Origin of the sequence: Sodalis ligni, from assembly GCF_016865525.2 — a bacterium.
GTDB lineage: Bacteria > Pseudomonadota > Gammaproteobacteria > Enterobacterales > Enterobacteriaceae > Acerihabitans > Acerihabitans ligni.
Genome location: NZ_CP075169.1, coordinates 1,375,695 through 1,391,318, shown reverse-complemented (window position 1 = coordinate 1,391,318; position 15,624 = coordinate 1,375,695). Strand labels below are relative to the sequence as shown.

General features: G+C 57.6%; 13 protein-coding genes and 1 pseudogene. 9 read left to right on the top strand and 5 right to left on the bottom strand.

Annotated features, from left to right (window positions below):
* Positions 1 to 86: 86 nt before the first annotated feature.
* From GTU79_RS06510 to GTU79_RS06500, 3 genes are read left to right on the top strand one after another with little or no spacing between them, the layout of a single operon-like run.
* Positions 87 to 941 (top strand): hypothetical protein, encoded by an 855-nt coding sequence (locus GTU79_RS06510; RefSeq protein ID WP_214513782.1) that lies wholly within the window; start codon positions 87 to 89, stop codon positions 939 to 941.
* Positions 911 to 1,669 (top strand): autotransporter outer membrane beta-barrel domain-containing protein, encoded by a 759-nt coding sequence (locus tag GTU79_RS06505; protein WP_214513781.1) that lies wholly within the window; start codon positions 911 to 913, stop codon positions 1,667 to 1,669. Before GTU79_RS06510 ends, GTU79_RS06505 begins: the two co-directional genes overlap by 31 nt.
* Positions 1,566 to 2,540, top strand: coding sequence for an autotransporter outer membrane beta-barrel domain-containing protein (locus GTU79_RS06500; protein WP_214513780.1), 975 nt, complete (start codon positions 1,566 to 1,568; stop codon positions 2,538 to 2,540). The genes GTU79_RS06505 and GTU79_RS06500 overlap by 104 nt, the downstream gene beginning before the upstream one ends.
* A 378-nt stretch (positions 2,541 to 2,918) precedes the next feature.
* On the opposite strand, the gene fusA is transcribed toward GTU79_RS06500, so the two are convergent.
* The 3 genes from fusA to GTU79_RS06485 all read right to left on the bottom strand — a co-directional run bounded on the left by fusA (position 2,919) and on the right by GTU79_RS06485 (position 7,017).
* The gene (gene fusA / locus GTU79_RS06495; protein WP_203522428.1) at positions 2,919 to 5,018 is read right to left on the bottom strand and encodes an elongation factor G; all 2,100 of its coding nucleotides are present in this window, start codon (positions 5,016 to 5,018) and stop codon (positions 2,919 to 2,921) included.
* Between the two features lie 225 nt (positions 5,019 to 5,243).
* Positions 5,244 to 5,942 (bottom strand): extensin-like domain-containing protein, encoded by a 699-nt coding sequence (locus GTU79_RS06490; RefSeq protein WP_214513779.1) that lies wholly within the window; start codon positions 5,940 to 5,942, stop codon positions 5,244 to 5,246.
* A 55-nt stretch (positions 5,943 to 5,997) separates the two neighbouring features.
* On the bottom strand, positions 5,998 to 7,017 hold the full coding sequence (locus GTU79_RS06485) for an AraC family transcriptional regulator (RefSeq protein ID WP_253073502.1): 1,020 nt from the start codon (positions 7,015 to 7,017) through the stop codon (positions 5,998 to 6,000).
* Positions 7,018 to 7,128: 111 nt separating this feature from the next.
* Between GTU79_RS06485 and GTU79_RS06480 the strand changes: the two genes are divergently transcribed.
* The gene (locus GTU79_RS06480) at positions 7,129 to 8,142 is read left to right on the top strand and encodes an oxidoreductase (RefSeq protein ID WP_203522430.1); all 1,014 of its coding nucleotides are present in this window, start codon (positions 7,129 to 7,131) and stop codon (positions 8,140 to 8,142) included.
* Positions 8,143 to 8,375: 233 nt separating this feature from the next.
* Here the strand turns inward: GTU79_RS06480 and GTU79_RS06475 are convergent.
* A pseudogene (locus GTU79_RS06475) lies at positions 8,376 to 8,808 on the bottom strand (carboxymuconolactone decarboxylase family protein).
* 156 nt (positions 8,809 to 8,964) lie between these two features.
* Between GTU79_RS06475 and pdxR the strand changes: the two are divergent.
* The 4 genes from pdxR (at position 8,965) to GTU79_RS06455 (ending at position 13,376) form a co-directional block, all read left to right on the top strand.
* Entirely contained in the window at positions 8,965 to 10,389 is a 1,425-nt protein-coding gene (gene pdxR, locus GTU79_RS06470; RefSeq protein ID WP_203522431.1) for a MocR-like pyridoxine biosynthesis transcription factor PdxR, read from the top strand.
* A 594-nt stretch (positions 10,390 to 10,983) separates the two neighbouring features.
* On the top strand, positions 10,984 to 11,811 hold the full coding sequence (locus tag GTU79_RS06465) for a P-loop NTPase family protein (RefSeq protein ID WP_203522432.1): 828 nt from the start codon (positions 10,984 to 10,986) through the stop codon (positions 11,809 to 11,811).
* A 23-nt stretch (positions 11,812 to 11,834) separates the two neighbouring features.
* On the top strand, positions 11,835 to 12,407 hold the full coding sequence (locus GTU79_RS06460; RefSeq protein WP_214513778.1) for a hypothetical protein: 573 nt from the start codon (positions 11,835 to 11,837) through the stop codon (positions 12,405 to 12,407).
* 174 nt (positions 12,408 to 12,581) lie between these two features.
* Positions 12,582 to 13,376 (top strand): SDR family NAD(P)-dependent oxidoreductase, encoded by a 795-nt coding sequence (locus tag GTU79_RS06455; protein ID WP_203522434.1) that lies wholly within the window; start codon positions 12,582 to 12,584, stop codon positions 13,374 to 13,376.
* A 43-nt stretch (positions 13,377 to 13,419) separates the two neighbouring features.
* On the opposite strand, the gene GTU79_RS06450 is transcribed toward GTU79_RS06455, so the two are convergent.
* Positions 13,420 to 14,274 (bottom strand): hypothetical protein, encoded by an 855-nt coding sequence (locus GTU79_RS06450; RefSeq protein ID WP_203522435.1) that lies wholly within the window; start codon positions 14,272 to 14,274, stop codon positions 13,420 to 13,422.
* A gap of 215 nt (positions 14,275 to 14,489) precedes the next feature.
* On the opposite strand from GTU79_RS06450, the gene rlmF reads away from it, so the two are divergent.
* On the top strand, positions 14,490 to 15,464 hold the full coding sequence (gene rlmF / locus GTU79_RS06445) for a 23S rRNA (adenine(1618)-N(6))-methyltransferase RlmF (RefSeq protein ID WP_203522436.1): 975 nt from the start codon (positions 14,490 to 14,492) through the stop codon (positions 15,462 to 15,464).
* The last annotated feature ends 160 nt before the right edge of the window (positions 15,465 to 15,624 follow it).

Sequence of the window (15,624 nt, the reverse complement as noted above, 5' to 3'; positions counted from 1 at the left end):
CAATATTGATTGACCAGGTTATACCATTTCAATCTAATGCAAAAAATAAATTTAATATTATCACTGCCGCTCTCGCACTGAGCGTTTTGGCCATTCCGGAAAAAGCGCGGGCGGCGTGCTTCACCGCCGCCGATGGCGTGAGCATCATATGCGATGCCTCTTCGGTGCAAACCACCACCGTTGGAACCGGGCCCGGGCTAAATAACGTCAATGTCAACGTTCTACCCTCCGCCCGGATTGATACCGGCGAATTGGCAGCCATCAGTCTTGACTCCAATGCCGACATTACCCTAGGTAACGGCGCCGCAGTGCAAAACACAACCACCGCCGGCTCCGGCTCCGGCCTCTGGGGCAAAGGAGGAAATATTATCGAGTTCAACGACAATACCCTTCTTACGGTGAATAAAGGAGCGCAGGTGTTGGCCCTTGGCCGGGAACTGGCTTTTGAAAATAATGCCGTTCATGTCCATGGCTCCGGGAATACCATTATCAACCACGGTTTGATTCACAGCGCGGCCGGCCCGGCAATTCGCTTTGAATCCAATACGGGTATTAATATCGTGGATAATTACGGAACGATTTCCATGTCAATGCCTTTTAAAATCGTTATGGACAGCGAGTACAGCCACACTTCCATTGCGATAATCAACCGCGCCGGTGGAGAAATTTTAGGCGCTATTATATTGGGTCGCGGGGATGACAGCGTTACGCTTGAAGCAGGCTCGTCTATCAACGGCTCAATCTTCGGGAGCGGCGGGAATAATTCTCTTATCCTCGATGGAATGGCGGGATCGTCACAAACCCTGGGATTCGGGACAGGGCATATCAGAGGTTTCCAGACGCTGACCAAAAACGGCGCGGGGGAATGGAGCATACCGATCGATATCGATACATTCGCGTCGGGTGCCCCATGGCGCTGGGCATTAATGACGGCAGGCTGACATTAACCGGCAAAAATACCAATTCCGGCAACACCGGTATCAGCGGCGGGACATTTGCGGCCGGGGCCGTTAATGCCTTTAGCCCCCGTTCCGCCTATAGCGTCGCCCCCCCCCGCACCATGGACCTGATGGGCTTTGACCAAAGCATTTCACATGTCACCAATGCCGGAGCCATTGAATTCAACGGTTCCAACGGCACCGAACTCAACATTACGGGCGATTATGTCGGCGACAACGGCCGATTGATTTTCAACGCCAAGCTCACAGGCGACGCCGCCTATACCGACCGGTTGATCATCGGCGGCGACACATCTGGCACCACAGAGGTCGTCGTCAACAATATCGGCGGGCGCGGGCGCGCCATCGCGAACGTCCTCGAGCTAATCTCCGTGGGCGGCGCCTCTGACGGCGACTTTAAGCAGGCGGGCCGAATCGTGGCCGGCGCCTACGACTATACCCTCAAGCGCGGCGCCGGCGCCGACGCCGCCAACTGGTATCTCACCCGATCGACGGCTGCGCCAAGACCGGTACCCGGAGGACCGGGAACGGAAATGCCGGGAGCCGGCAACCAGGACAATGACGGGCCGGGAACCGGTGAAGCGCAATTAGAACCGGAAGAGATGGTTGAGCGCCCCGAAGACGGCGCCTACGCCGCCAACCCGGGCCGCCGCCAATCCCCTGTTTTCCGCCGGCCGGGACGCCCGCCCGGGCACAACCGCCTATATTGATCCGATCACCGGCGAACAACGCACCACCAGCCTGTGGATGATTAATACAGGCGGCCATAACCGCTTCACCGACGGCAGCGGACAGCTCAAAACCCAGGGCAACCGTTATGTCCTGCAGATGGGCGGGGACATCGGCCGCTGGAGCAGCAACAGCATTGACAGCTTCCGGCTCGGCGTAATGGGAGGCTACGGTCGTGCCCGCTCCAACACCGCGTCGCGGGTCTCCGGCTACGGCGCCAAAGGGTCGGTGAACGGCTACAGCGTCGGCCTGTACGGCACTTGGCATGCCGATGCCGCCGGCCGCTCCGGCTTATACATCGACGGCTGGACCCAGTACGGCTGGTTTGACAATACCGTGGCAGGCCAGGACCTGGCGAGTGAGAACTACACATCCAAGGGGTTCACCGCCTCCCTGGAAAGCGGTTATGCTTTCAACGTCGGTGAAGATCCGGCGAAAAACGCCACTTACCATATCCAGCCCATGGCCCAGGCCATCTGGATGAATGTACGGGCAAACAACCATACCGAAACCGGCGGCACCCAAATCACGGGCAATGGCAACGGCAATATCCAGACCCGGTTGGGGATAAAGGCTTTCATGAACGCCTACAGCGAACGGGACAAAGGCAAAGATCGCCTGTTCCAGCCGTTTATCGAAGCCAACTGGGTCCATAACAGCAAGAATTTCGGCTCCTCCCTGGACGATATCACCATCAATGCGTCCGGTGCCGCCAATATCGGCGAACTCAAGCTTGGAGTTAACGGGCGGCTCAACAAAAATTTCAATATCTCGGGCAGCGTCGGCCAGCAGGTAGGTAATAAGGGCTACAGCGATACCGCCGGCATGCTGGGGATGAAATATCTGTTTTAAACGCTATAACCGATTGGCACAGCGAAGATGTTTGAGGAGTCGCGTGTTAAAGGGAAACCGTGCCGATGGGGTCGAAGCGGGCATGGTTTTCCTGCCCGCCCGAGCGCCCCATGGCACGGTAAGCCCGCTTGCACCGAACGTGCAACGAGCCTGTTAAAGGGAAACCGCGCCGATGGGGTCGAAGCGGGCATGGTTTTCCTGCCCGCCCGAGCGCCCCATGGCACGGTAAGCCCGCTTGCACCGAACGTGCAACGAGCCTGTTAAAGGGAAACCGCGCCGATGGGGTCGAAGCGGGCATGGTTTTCCTGCCCGCCCGAGCGCCCCATGGCACGGTAAGCCCGCTTGCACCGAACGTGCAACGAGCCGGCCTCAGGCAAACTACTTGCCGCGGCTCTTGATAACCTGCTCCGCCACCGCTTTCGGCGCTTCAGAATAGTGCTTGAACTCCATGGTATAGGTGGCGCGCCCCTGCGACATGGAACGCAGCGTAGTGGAATAGCCGAACATTTCCGCCAGCGGCACCTCGGCGCGGATAAGCTTACTGCCGAGAATATCCTCCATCCCCTGCACCATGCCGCGCCGTGACGAGAGATCCCCCATCACGTTGCCCATGAAATCTTCCGGCGTTTCCACTTCCACCGCCATCATCGGCTCCAGCAGAATCGGCTGCGCCTGACGCATCCCGTCCTTGAACGCCATCGCGGCCGCCATACGAAACGCATTTTCGTTGGAATCCACCTCATGATAAGAACCGAAGAACAGCGTCGCTTTCACGTCCACCACCGGATAGCCCCCCAATACGCCGGAGGTCAGCGTATCCTGAATACCCTTGTCGATAGAGGAGATATACTCCCGCGGCACCACGCCGCCCTTGATGGCATCCACGAACTCATAGCCTTTGCCCGCCGGCTGCGGTTCGATTTTCAGCACCACGTGCCCATACTGTCCACGGCCGCCGGTCTGCTTAACGTACTTGCCTTCCACCTCTTCCACGGTCTTTTTAATGGTTTCCCGATAGGCCACCTGCGGTTTACCCACCGTTACCGCCACGCCGAACTCGCGGCGCATCCGCTCCATCAGGATTTCCAGATGCAGCTCGCCCATGCCGGAGATAATGGTCTGGCCGGACTCATCATCGGTCTTGACGCGGAACGACGGATCCTCCTGCATTAACCGTCCCAGGGCAATACCCATTTTTTCCTGGTCCACCTTGGTCTTCGGCTCAATGGCCTGGGAAATGACCGGATCGGGGAAAATCATGCGTTCCAGAATAATCGGATGATCCGGATCGCACAGGGAGTCGCCGGTGGTCACATCCTTCATGCCCACCGTGGCGGCGATATCGCCGGCATGGACTTCCTTGATATCTTTACGTTCATTGGCATGCATTTGCAGCAAACGGCCCAAACGCTCTTTTTTACCCTTCACCGGGTTAAACACCGAATCCCCGGTGGATATGGTGCCGGAATAGACCCGGAAAAAGATCAGCTGGCCGACAAAGGGGTCGGTCATGATCTTGAACGCCAGGGCGGAGAACGGCTCGGTATCGCTGGAGTGACGTTCCACTTCCTTATCGTTCTCGTCATGGCCGACAATGGCCGGCACGTCGATGGGCGACGGCAGGTAGTCCACCACCGCGTCCAGCAATGCCTGCACGCCTTTATTCTTAAAGGCGCTGCCGCACAGCATCGGCACGATTTCATTGTCGATGGTGCGCTTGCGCAATGCGCTCTTGATCTCTTCCTCGGTGAGTTCCTCGCCGTTCAGATATTTATTCATCAAGTCTTCGCTGGCTTCGGCCGCCGCTTCCACCATATGGTTGCGCCACTCCAGCGCCGACGCCATCAAGGCCGCCGGGACATCTTCGTAGGTGAATTTCACTCCCTGGGTGGAATCATCCCAGACAATGGATTTCATCTTGATCAAATCCACCACGCCCTCGAAATGCTCTTCGGCGCCCACCGGAATCTGAATCGGCACCGCCACCCCTTTGAGGCGTTTGGCGATCTGGGTCTGCACCTTGAAAAAATCCGCGCCGGTGCGGTCCATCTTGTTCACGAACGCGATACGCGGCACTTTGTATTTGTTTGCCTGACGCCAAACGGTTTCCGACTGCGGCTGAACCCCGCCCACGGAGTCATACACCATCACCGCGCCGTCCAATACCCGCATGGATCGTTCCACTTCGATGGTGAAATCCACGTGCCCCGGGGTATCGATAATATTGATATGATGTTCCGGATAATTACCGGCCATCCCTTTCCAGAAAGTCGTGGTGGCAGCTGAGGTAATGGTGATTCCGCGTTCTTGCTCTTGCTCCATCCAATCCATCGTTGCAGCGCCGTCATGCACTTCACCGATTTTATGGCTGACCCCGGTATAAAACAGAATACGCTCAGTGGTAGTAGTCTTGCCGGCATCAATATGAGCACTGATGCCGATGTTGCGATATCGTTCTATGGGAGTTTTACGGACCATACAATTACCTTAGATGCCCCTAATGGACAAAACCTACTGTGAAACATTTTCCCGGCGGCCTACGGCGGCGAGGACTGAGTAATAAATTGAGTTTGCTGCGCATTTCCGGGCAGTCCGGCGGAAAAAAACAGCGCCGGCGCGCTTGCTCAGAATGCGCCTTTTGTAACCGCTCTTCAATGTCCGCCAGTGCCTTTGTCGCTCAGGGTCACATAGCGGCGCACAACATTACCGGCATATGCCGAAACCGCGCATGCCGAAGTGGAAATGGCCGGCATGGGCGCTATTGTAGTCGGGGCCGAGGGAATTGCCGAAAAAACCGCAGCTCTGGCTGAAGACGCTATGTAGATAACCGCCTTCGGCATCGTCCCGCCGCCACTGCCGCAGCACGGTAATTTCTTTGCCGTTCGCCAGGCGAAAACCCGCCACATCCAGCGCATCGGCACCGGCGTGTTCGCTGAGCCGGGCGTCGGGACGGCTGTAGATATTGCGACAGGCATAGCTGCCGAGGTGGTCAATGCGCGCCAGCGGCGAACCGAGGTCCGTCTCGGCCCGTGGCAAGGCGGATTGCGCCACGAACATGGCGCTGCTGAGCGCCAGGGGGCAGCTGGCCAGAAAACTCGAGCTCAGCGCCACCGGCCCGAAGCTGCGCACCCGCACCGGCGAAACCAGCGGGCAGGCGCCGGTAGTGGTTCTCTCGGCGGTAAAATCGATACGACCGGCGGCGCGCGCCTGCGCCAGTATCGCCAGACAGGCGGAGGGGTCCCGGGCCAGGGACCGCAGCTTGAACCGGGTAATCAACGTCGGCGGGTCGGTAACTGAAACGGGCGCAAAGGGATCGTAACCCGGCGGCAGGTAGCGCTGAAGCCGTGGGGCGAAGACTACCGCCAGCGCTACCGCAATCAATAAACCCAATGGGAATCGCACCCGGTTTTATTCCCTGCACGAGGTCGGATGGTAAGATTCTAGCAGTTGATCCGGTTTAAGGGATTTTTGCGGCGGTTTCCAGCGTAGCCGGGATCCCGGTTGCCAGATTAACGACAGTTGCCCCCTGGCTGGGCGATGAAGAGGCTTCTGTGGTTTCCAACGCGCGCCGGGCCGCGATGCGGTAGGGCTTCGGGGCATGGCCGTTAACACGTTTGAAGGCGCTGCTGAAGGCGCTCTCCGAAGTATACCCCAGCGAACGGGCGAGCACCGCCACCGGCACGTCGCTTTCCCGCAGCGCCCGTTCCGCCAGGCGCATGCGCCAATCGGTCAGATAGGAGAGAGGCGCAACGCCCGCCACCGCCTTGAAATGCAAGGCAAAGGAGGTGCGGGACATGGCGGCGGCCCTGGCCAGCTCCGCCAGTTGCCAAGGGTGGCCCGGATCCCCATGCATCAGCCGCAAGACCGGCGCGATGCGTGGGTCCGCCAGCGCCCTCAGCCAGCCGGCCGCCAGCGTGCCGGCGGTGGAGAAATGCACGCGCAGTATTTGCACGAACATCAGCTGGGCTAGCTGGGACGAGGCGATGCCGACCCCCGGCAGCTGCGCCGTTCTTTCCCGCACCAGCTGATCCAGCAGCCATCTCAGTACCGAGGCCTGGGGCGAAGCGGCCCGGACATGAATGAACGGCGGCAGGACATCCGACAGCAATCCTCCGCTGGCGGGATCCAGTTTGATATGACCGCCGATCTGTATGCAATCCTCGCCCTCGCCGAGCTTGGCGTTCTTATTGTCGCTGGCGGCAAAAACCCGGACCGCATCCAGGGGCGCTTGGGTCAAATCCCCCGCCAGCACAAACGAACGCTGCGCCGCCAGCAGAAACACATCGCCCTCCTCCAGGCGCAGCGGCTCATCCTCATCGTTAAAACGAAACCAGCAGTTGCCCTTCACAAGCGCGAAAAATTTGATTTTATCAGGAGCCGGAAAGCGGAGCGCCCAAGCGCCGCCGGCCGTAAATCCGCCGGAGACCACGGATTGGGCCTGGGTGAACTGCAGAATATCGGAAAAAAGATCGTTCATTATTGAACTATCGCGCAATAAATACGGATTTTCAAGCATTCATCGTTCAGCCGGCGGCGTCTACACTGGATCCCAGGCAACCACAGTTATCCTTCGCAGGAGTTCCCTATCATGTCCGCATTGCAAAAACCCCTCCATTCCGGTTTCAGCGCCGCTTCCACCAGCGGCGAAGTGATTAAAGGCATCGATCTGACCGGCAAGATCGCCATTGTCACCGGCGGCTATTCCGGCCTCGGCCTGGAAACCGTGCGAACGTTACGATCGGCCGGCGCCACGGTCATTGTGCCGGCGCGGGATCGGGATAAAGCCGCCGCCGCGCTGCGGGGGCTGGACGGCGTCGAGCTTGAGGTTATGGATCTGGCCCGTCCCGCTTCCATCGATGCTTTTGCCGCGAAATTCATCGACGGCCGACGGCCGCTGCACATTCTGGTGAACTGCGCCGGGATCATGGCCTGCCCTCTTGAGCGGGATGAACGGGGTTATGAATCCCAGTTCTCCACCAACCACCTCGGCCATTTCCAGCTGACGGCGAGGCTCTGGCCGGCGCTCCGGCGGGCCGGCGGAGCACGGGTGGTTTCGGTATCCTCCTGGGGACACCGCTTTTCCCCGGTGGTATTTGACGATCCTAACTTCGAACATCGCGAATACGATCGCTGGCAAGGTTACGGCCAGTCGAAAACCGCCAATATCCTGTTTGCCCTGACGCTGGACGGGTACGGTGAAGCCCACGGCGTGCGCGCCTTTTCACTGCATCCCGGCGGGATTCTGGACACCGGCCTCGGCAAACATCTGTCACAAGGAGAACTGAGGGAAGCGGGAGTCATTGACGATGCCGGAAAGCCCATCCTGGATCCCGCCAAAAACCTTAAAACCGTGGAACAGGGCGCGGCCACCATTGTCTGGTGCGCCGCCAGTCCGCAGCTCAACGGTATGGGAGGTCTTTATTGCGAGAACAGCGATATCGCACCGCTGGCCTCGGAAGGTCGCGCCGGCGGCTGGAATACCGGCGATGCCACCAGGCTCACCCTCAATGGCGTCCTGCCCTACGCTGTAGATCCGGCATCCGCCGAACGCCTGTGGCATCTGAGCGAACGGCTGCTGGGTTTTACCTTCAAAGCTGATTGAGTCGAGGCCGCGATTACCGCGGCCTGACTTCGTTGACTTCATGTCCGGTCGGGACAGGCTGCTAGATCGTAAACACGCCGTGAATCCATCCTTGGAGGCTCGATCCGCGCCATCCATGGCGCGGACGGTTTACCCTTCTAGCAGCCTGTCCCTCCTGATTAACTCCGAGTACGTTTGTCAGCAGCCTGAAGCCGCGCTTACCTCGGCTTCGGTCTTGCCTCCGGCGATGGCGGTTATTGCCGCATGCCGATAGCCAGGCGGTTAAAACCGTTAATCAGGGCGACGGCGAAGGTCAGATCGGCAATTTCCCCATCGGTAAACTGGCTTTTTAACGGCTCGAATACCTCATCCGGCGCTCCGGTGGCGGCAATATGGGTCAGGGATTCCGCCCAGGCAAGCGCTGCGCGCTCCCGCTCGCTAAAATGCGAGCTCACCCGCCATCCGGCCAGGCTATCGAATTTTAACTTCCGCCAAACCGCCGGCCCGCAGCGCGGCGGCGTGCATTTCCAGACAAAACGCACAGCCGTTGATTTGCGACACACGCAAATTAACCAACTCTATCAATTGCTGTCCCAACGTGCTGTTTCCCAATGCTTTATTGACCATCAGAAATCCCTGATAGGCTTCCGGGGATAATTTGGCGTAAGGCAAACGTAATTGGCTCATAGGTATTTCTCTCTGCTGATGCCGGCGGGCCGGTCATCTTTGTAAAATGAAGGTGAAAGCCGCATCATAAGCGTCTTCATTAAATGCGGGTTCACTATAGGCAATGAATGTCATAATCTACAGGGCCAAGAACCGGCTGAATGATTAGGACATGCCATGCCTTATCAGCACATACAACTTGATGGCGACCATTCAATACCTATCTATCTGCAGATTTACCGGCGGTTTCGCGAGGCCATCACCAACGGCCGGCTGCATCCCGGCGATCGCATCCCGTCGGTGCGCAGCCTGGCCAGCGAATTGGATCTGGCCCGCGGCACGGTGGAAACGGCTTATCAATTATTGATAAGCGAAGGGTATCTGTTAACGCGCGGTCCGGCGGGCACGGTGGTTTCACCCCAGTTGCCGACCCGCAGCATTAAGGAAAAGCCGACGCTTCCGGTGGTTATCCGTGAGTCGACAATTCGCCCGCAGCGCCCCGTTCCGCTGCCGCTGCAGCTTGGCTTACCGGCGCTGGATGCCTTTCCGCGCAAACTTTGGGCCCGTCTGGCCGGCAGCCGCCTGCGCCGGCCGGGGGTGGAGAACCTTATTTATCCCGATCCCCGCGGTTATGCGCCCCTGCGTTCAGCTATCGCCGCTTACGTGGGCATCTCCCGCGGCATTGTCTGCGGGCCGGATCAGGTCTTTATCTGCGCCGGTTACCCCGCAGCCCTTGAGCTGATATGCCGTTGCCTGATGAAGCCAGGGGACGCCTGCTGGTTCGAGGATCCCGGTTATCCCTTCGCCCGCGATGTGCTCATCGGCGCCGGCGCAAAGCTTGTCCCGGTGCCGGTGGATGAATCAGGCCTGCGGGTGCACGCCGGTCAGACGCTGGCGGACGATGCCCGTTTTGCCGTGGTGACGCCGTCTCATCAAAGTCCGCTGGGGGTCGCCCTCTCCCTGCCCCGCCGCCTGGCTTTGCTTGAATGGGCCAATCGGCGGCAAAGCTGGATCGTTGAAGACGACTATGACAGCGAATACCGCTATCATGGCCGCCCGCTGCCGGCGCTGAAGAGCCTCGACGACGGGGGGCGGGTACTTTATGCCGGGACCTTCAGCAAGGTATTGTATCCGGGTCTGCGGCTGGCCTATCTCGTGGTGCCGGCCGGGCTTATTCCCCGGTTTGCCGGGGTTTCCGAACGAATGGCCAATAACTGCCCCGAATTATTGCAGGGCACCGTCAGCGATTTCATTGAACAGGGGCATTTCACCCGCCATTTGAAAAAAATGCGGAACCTCTACACCCTGCGCCGGAGTTATCTGGAAGGGGCGCTACAGGAGATTTGCGGGCAGCATCTGAAAATAGAGCCTCAGGCCGGCGGCATACAGCTGCTGGCCCGGCTGAAGGCCGGCACCGACGATGGGGCGCTGGCGGATGATGCCTTGGCATCCGGCGTGGCGGTGCAGGCATTGTCGCGCTGGTGTCTGGCGGCCAAAATCGAACCGGGACTGCTGATGGGATTCACCAACGTCGCCAGCCCCGAACAGGCCCGGGACATATGCCGGACATTAATGTTATCCCTTAACCGGCCATTGGCTTAACCCTAAAATTTCAGTTAATTTCCAAATCGGTTGCCCCGATGTTTACTTAAGGGAGTTCATATTTAATCGGGTTCGATAAGCGGTCCGGCACCCATCATCCTCCCAGATCAATGCGTGTTTCGACTTTGCTGTGAAGTCCTTGCCCGTCCTAGAGCGGGCTTTTTTTTGTCCATGGAAAAATGGTGTTGGTTAAACAACGCTTTCCATTGGCCGGCTCTCCCGTCGGCGCTGAAAAAAAACGTTGTTTTCGTGTTTACGCCCCCGGTATTTAGGTTCATACTTGCGTCGGTTTCATGTAGCAATGAGCTAGACTTTACGCCTCGGACCTAGGTTCGGGGCATCCTCCGATTTCCTTGTTCTACTCCCCCCTGATATATTTTTTTTCCTCCTGTGCGCCGATATCACGCCAAGATTGCCGTTCCATCCGGTTTCCCATGGCTACCGCCGACACCCTGGCTTTTATACCCGTCATATTTTCAGGGTATCGCGCTCGCCGCTAAACCCTGCCTGCAATCTGCCGATAACCTACTACAGGACGGCTTGGGGCTTCAGGGCTGATTCAGGCGCGGCATGCGATATTGTTAAAGGATGGCTATGTCTACTCAAGATTGCTTGCAACAATTGTTCGATGAAACGCCGGAATCTTCACTTTATTACAAGCAGCTTCAGGCCTTTTCCACCCGACCCGCCGCCGATTGCCACATCGTGATATGCGGTTTGGCCAACGTCGGCAAGAGCGACCTGTTCAAAGTCCTGTCGCTATCCCGCACGTTATCAGCCACAGACGGGTCCCCTGCTGCGATCGTCCCCCGGTATGTTGATACGCCGGGTTTCGACCTGTCCGGTCAACAGAGCGCGCAGGCCTGGGAAAAAGCCATTGGCGCCGATATCATCGTCTTGATACATGATATGCGACAAGGCGCGCTGGCGGCCGGCGAAATGGCTTTTCTCCAATCGCTCAAGGCTCGGTTTCCCGACCTTTGCCAACGAATGATTGTGGTCCTCGCCCAGGCAGATAAGGTGCCTTGCCAAATGCTGGAGCGCCTGAGTGCGATTCACCGCAATCTGGCAATGCTGTTTTTATCCTGCAGCGGCGGGATTCCCGATGAAAGCTATCCCGCTCCGGCAAAGAGCGGGGTCCCGGTGCTGCTATTGGAGCCCAGCCGTATCCAGGCGCTGCGGCAACAGCTTTTGTTACTGATCGGCAGTTATGAGGGTGGCCTGCCCGGGATGCGAACCGCAAGCAGCAAAGCGTTGCTTGATACGCTGGATGCCTGGGTTACCGGGGCCATCAAAATCCGCAAAAAAAGAATCGCCATAAAAGAAGCCGAGCTGAGTCAGACTTTTTCTTTATGGCAACGGGATTTACAGCGTCTGGGGGATACATTGCGTTTTCGCATCAATGAGCTTCGTCAACGTTAACCCTTACGGGATAAGGATTGGGTATGTGGTGTTTTATCCTGCCGATGCTGGCTTGGGCTTACAGCCTGTTTGCCCGTTCGGGGCGTGCCCGGACGGTTTCCCCGGGTTTGGCGCCGCCGCTCCCGCCATACGAGGTGGTTTTATGGCCCATGGAGGAAGAAAGCCCGTCAAAGGCCCGGTTCATCAGAGAAAATGAAATTATCGCCGATACCAAAATCGCGCTGCTTAAATTATATGGCGAACATCCGTTGCTGATCGTCCGGGACGAGTCGGCACAGGTCACACTGACCTTTGACACGTTATGCCGATTTGCCGAGCAAGGGCAAACCAAAAAATTACCGGCGCTGATCAAAGATTTGTCGGTATTGATACCCGGTACCGCTATGAGTTCCGCCAGGGAAAAACAAAAAGCCGAGCTGGCAAGACTGAAAGAAGAAGTCGCCGCATTTATCCAACTGCGTACTACGCTGGCACAAGTCCAGCTGCGTACCACGCTGGCGCAAGTCCAGCTGCGTACCACGCTGGCGCAAGTCCAGCTACCCACCACGCTGGCGCAGGGGTCTCTTCACGGAAAAAATGACCGGCTGTCGGATTGAGCGGTCCCTCCACGGCCGACAGCGACTTAATGATCCGGCCCCCCCTGTGGCGCAACGCCAAAATCAAAAGGAGAAAAAACCGGCCTGCGCTATAGGTATTCCCGCCAGATCCCCCATAATAAATAACTCATGTCCTGCCGAGCCATTTTATTTCGCAACGCAAAGGAGACAATTATGCACATTGATTTATCAGGTAAAACCGCCCTGGTCACCGCCTCAACCAGCGGTATCGGCTTCGCCATCGCCAACGGCCTGGCACGGGCCGGCGCCGCCGTGGTCATCAACGGCCGCAGCCAGGATACCGTGGACAAAGCGCTGGCCGCCATCGCTGCTGATGTTCCCGGCGCCGTCCTGAGCGGGATCGCGGCCGATCTATCCGATGCCGCGGGTGTGGCGCGTTTAACGGACGCGGTACCAAAAGCGGATATTCTGGTGAATAATGCCGGCATCTACGGCCCGAAACCTTTTTTCAGAATAGACGACGACGAATGGGAACACTATTTCCAAACCAACGTGATGTCCGGCGTACGCTTGTCGCGCTTCTATCTGCCGGGCATGCTGGATCGCAATTGGGGCCGCATCGTCTTTATCTCATCGGAATCGGCGCTGAATATTCCCGCTGAAATGATCCATTACGGCGTGACGAAAACGGCGCAGCTCGCGGTTGCGGGCGGGTTGGCCAAGCTTGCCGCCGGCAGCGGCGTAACGGTGAATTCCGTATTGCCCGGACCGACACTGTCCGACGGGGTCCGGGCCATGCTGAAGGGAAGCGCGGAGGAAGCAGGCATCAGCATCGAAGAGGCCGGAGCCGATTTCGTACGCACCCAGCGCTCCACTTCTATCCTGCAACGGCTGGCAACCCCGGAAGAAGTGGCCAATCTGGTGATCTACACCTGCTCAACGCAAGCTTCCGCCACCACCGGCGCCGCATTGCGGGTAGACGGCGGCGTGGTGAACAGCATCGTTTGATTGAAAATGTCGCTTCACGCCGGGACCGGGGACGTGGGATGCGTTACCAATATTGATATTGCATCGCCGTGCTTCTGTGGCGCTTTATGACATAAAGAGGGAAGATTTCCGTTTCCCGGCCGTAGCTTAAAACACAATTCCCCACCGCGTCGAAGCGCTGGCACTCTTCAATCTTGGAAATCTGGCTGATGGATGTGGTTGAAACCGAATTGGAGCCCAGTTCCTTTCCCGCGTCATCGTAACGGTAGGTCGTGGAGCCTTTCGAAGACGCGGTGGTGGCTAACAGGCCTTTTTTGTCGTAGTTATAAACGTACTGATCGTTCGCCAGCGCATCCGAACCGCGCGAGACGCTTTTCACCAGCCGGCGCCGCTTGTCATAGCTATACACCGTGGTAGTAAAGCCTTTTTGATCGTTAATGGTAAAAGCATCCGTAGACGCGGCGATCAAACCGGTTTTATCGGTGGAAAAATTGATTTTTCCCAGCTTGTGGGTCGCCAATGTCTGGGTCCCCTCTTTATCCAGGATGACGGTAATTTCATAGTCGGATTCCCAGCCGCCCGGCGCTTTGACGGTATGGTTGATCATCCGCAGGATCACGCTGCCTTCGGATTTACGATAATCAAAAAGCGCATCGGACAAGACACCGCACCGATCAAAGCGAATGTTGCCGGAGGCCTGTTCATTCACATCCTTCCCTACCATGCCGGAGACCATCATCTTGATATTCCCCCTCGCATTGCCGTCCAACATGATGAGATTGTTATTGTCGTTCACCCTGCGATGTTTGTCAGCGCAGCTAACCGCGGCAACGGCGGAGGTGGACAACAGGCTTCCCAATAAAAACACCGCCGCCCATTTCTGGAAAAGTGTGATCATGGCGTTTTGCAGCATATCCATTTGCGAGAGGAACACTCATTCTATAGCAATTGCCCCTCTCCATCCATTGTCCAAACTGCGGTGACGATGTCTGAGCGTAATATCGCCGCCAAACGCCATAAGATAAGGCCGATTTTTTCCGGCATCGATTTTCCGGCTTTTTGCCGTCCACTCCCCCCTACGCCGGACATTGTGTTATCTTAGCCGCCGGAACAACCCGCCTGAGAATCTGAACGATGGAACACAAGAAAACCTTCCCGCAGCAAAAAAACCACCTGCATCCGCGGAACCGCCATCGTTCACGCTATGATTTTGATGCGCTGATCGGCCGTTGCCCGGCGCTGGCGCCGTTCGTTAAACCCAATGCCTGGGGAGACATTTCGGTGGATTTTGCCGATCCCGCGGCGGTGAAAATGCTGAATAAAGCCTTATTACTACATTATTACGGCATCGAGCACTGGGATATTCCCGCGAATTACCTCTGTCCGCCAATTCCCGGCCGAGCGGACTATATACATTATCTCGCCGATTTGCTGGCGGACGGTAATGGTCAAGAAATACCCCGCGGCAAAAATATCGCCATCCTGGATGTGGGCGTGGGAGCCAGCTGTATTTATCCCATTATCGGCCAGCATGAGTACGGCTGGCGTTTCACCGGCTCGGAAAATGACAAAATCTCGCTAAACTCGGCCAAAATGCTGGTGGAGATGAATCCCACGCTGAGAAACAGCGTGCGGTTGCGCCACCAAAAGCAAAGCGACGCTATTTTTGACAATATCATCGGCATCGCAGAACGCTTTGACGCTACTATATGCAACCCGCCTTTCCATGGTTCGGCGGAGGAGGCGCGCGCCAGCACCCGGCTGAAGCTGCATAAACTCGGCAAAGGCGAAGTGGCGGACACGCCGGTGCAAAATTTCGGCGGTAAAAATAACGAACTCTGGTGTGAAGGGGGTGAATTGGCCTTCGTCGGCAAGATGGTCGAAGAAAGCGTCGGCAAAGGCAAAAACTGCCTGTGGTTCACCTCGCTGATTTCCAAGCACACCACCCTGCCGCCGCTGTATGAGGCCCTGAAGCTGGCCGAGGCGTTCGATGTGCGCACCATTGATATGGCCCAAGGCCAGAAAATCAGCCGCTTTATCGCCTGGACCTTCCAGAATGCCGAACAACAGGCGCAATGGGCCGCCGAGCGCTGGCAGAAACCGGAATAACCCGGCGGCTCCCGGCGGCTCCCGGCGGCTCCCGACGGCGAGTAGCCTATAAACAGCCGCCGAGGACAAGCCGTTAACGTTAGCGGCTGACGACAGCAAGAATCAACGTTACCCTCGGCGATCGACGGCTTGTCATGACGACAAGGGTCTACGTGATTAC

Excerpts from the sequence above, each read along its gene's own strand:
- pdxR (WP_203522431.1), top strand. The coding sequence starts at position 8,965 with ATGCCTTATCAGCACATACAACTTGATGGCGACCATTCAATACCTATC.
- GTU79_RS06450 (WP_203522435.1), bottom strand. The coding sequence starts at position 14,274 with ATGGATATGCTGCAAAACGCCATGATCACACTTTTCCAGAAATGGGCG.
- GTU79_RS06465 (WP_203522432.1), top strand. The coding sequence starts at position 10,984 with ATGTCTACTCAAGATTGCTTGCAACAATTGTTCGATGAAACGCCGGAA.
- GTU79_RS06485 (WP_253073502.1), bottom strand. The coding sequence starts at position 7,017 with ATGAACGATCTTTTTTCCGATATTCTGCAGTTCACCCAGGCCCAATCC.
- fusA (WP_203522428.1), bottom strand. The coding sequence starts at position 5,018 with ATGGTCCGTAAAACTCCCATAGAACGATATCGCAACATCGGCATCAGT.
- GTU79_RS06455 (WP_203522434.1), top strand. The coding sequence starts at position 12,582 with ATGCACATTGATTTATCAGGTAAAACCGCCCTGGTCACCGCCTCAACC.
- rlmF (WP_203522436.1), top strand. The coding sequence starts at position 14,490 with ATGGAACACAAGAAAACCTTCCCGCAGCAAAAAAACCACCTGCATCCG.
- GTU79_RS06480 (WP_203522430.1), top strand. The coding sequence starts at position 7,129 with ATGTCCGCATTGCAAAAACCCCTCCATTCCGGTTTCAGCGCCGCTTCC.
- GTU79_RS06460 (WP_214513778.1), top strand. The coding sequence starts at position 11,835 with ATGTGGTGTTTTATCCTGCCGATGCTGGCTTGGGCTTACAGCCTGTTT.
- GTU79_RS06505 (WP_214513781.1), top strand. The coding sequence starts at position 911 with ATGGCGCTGGGCATTAATGACGGCAGGCTGACATTAACCGGCAAAAAT.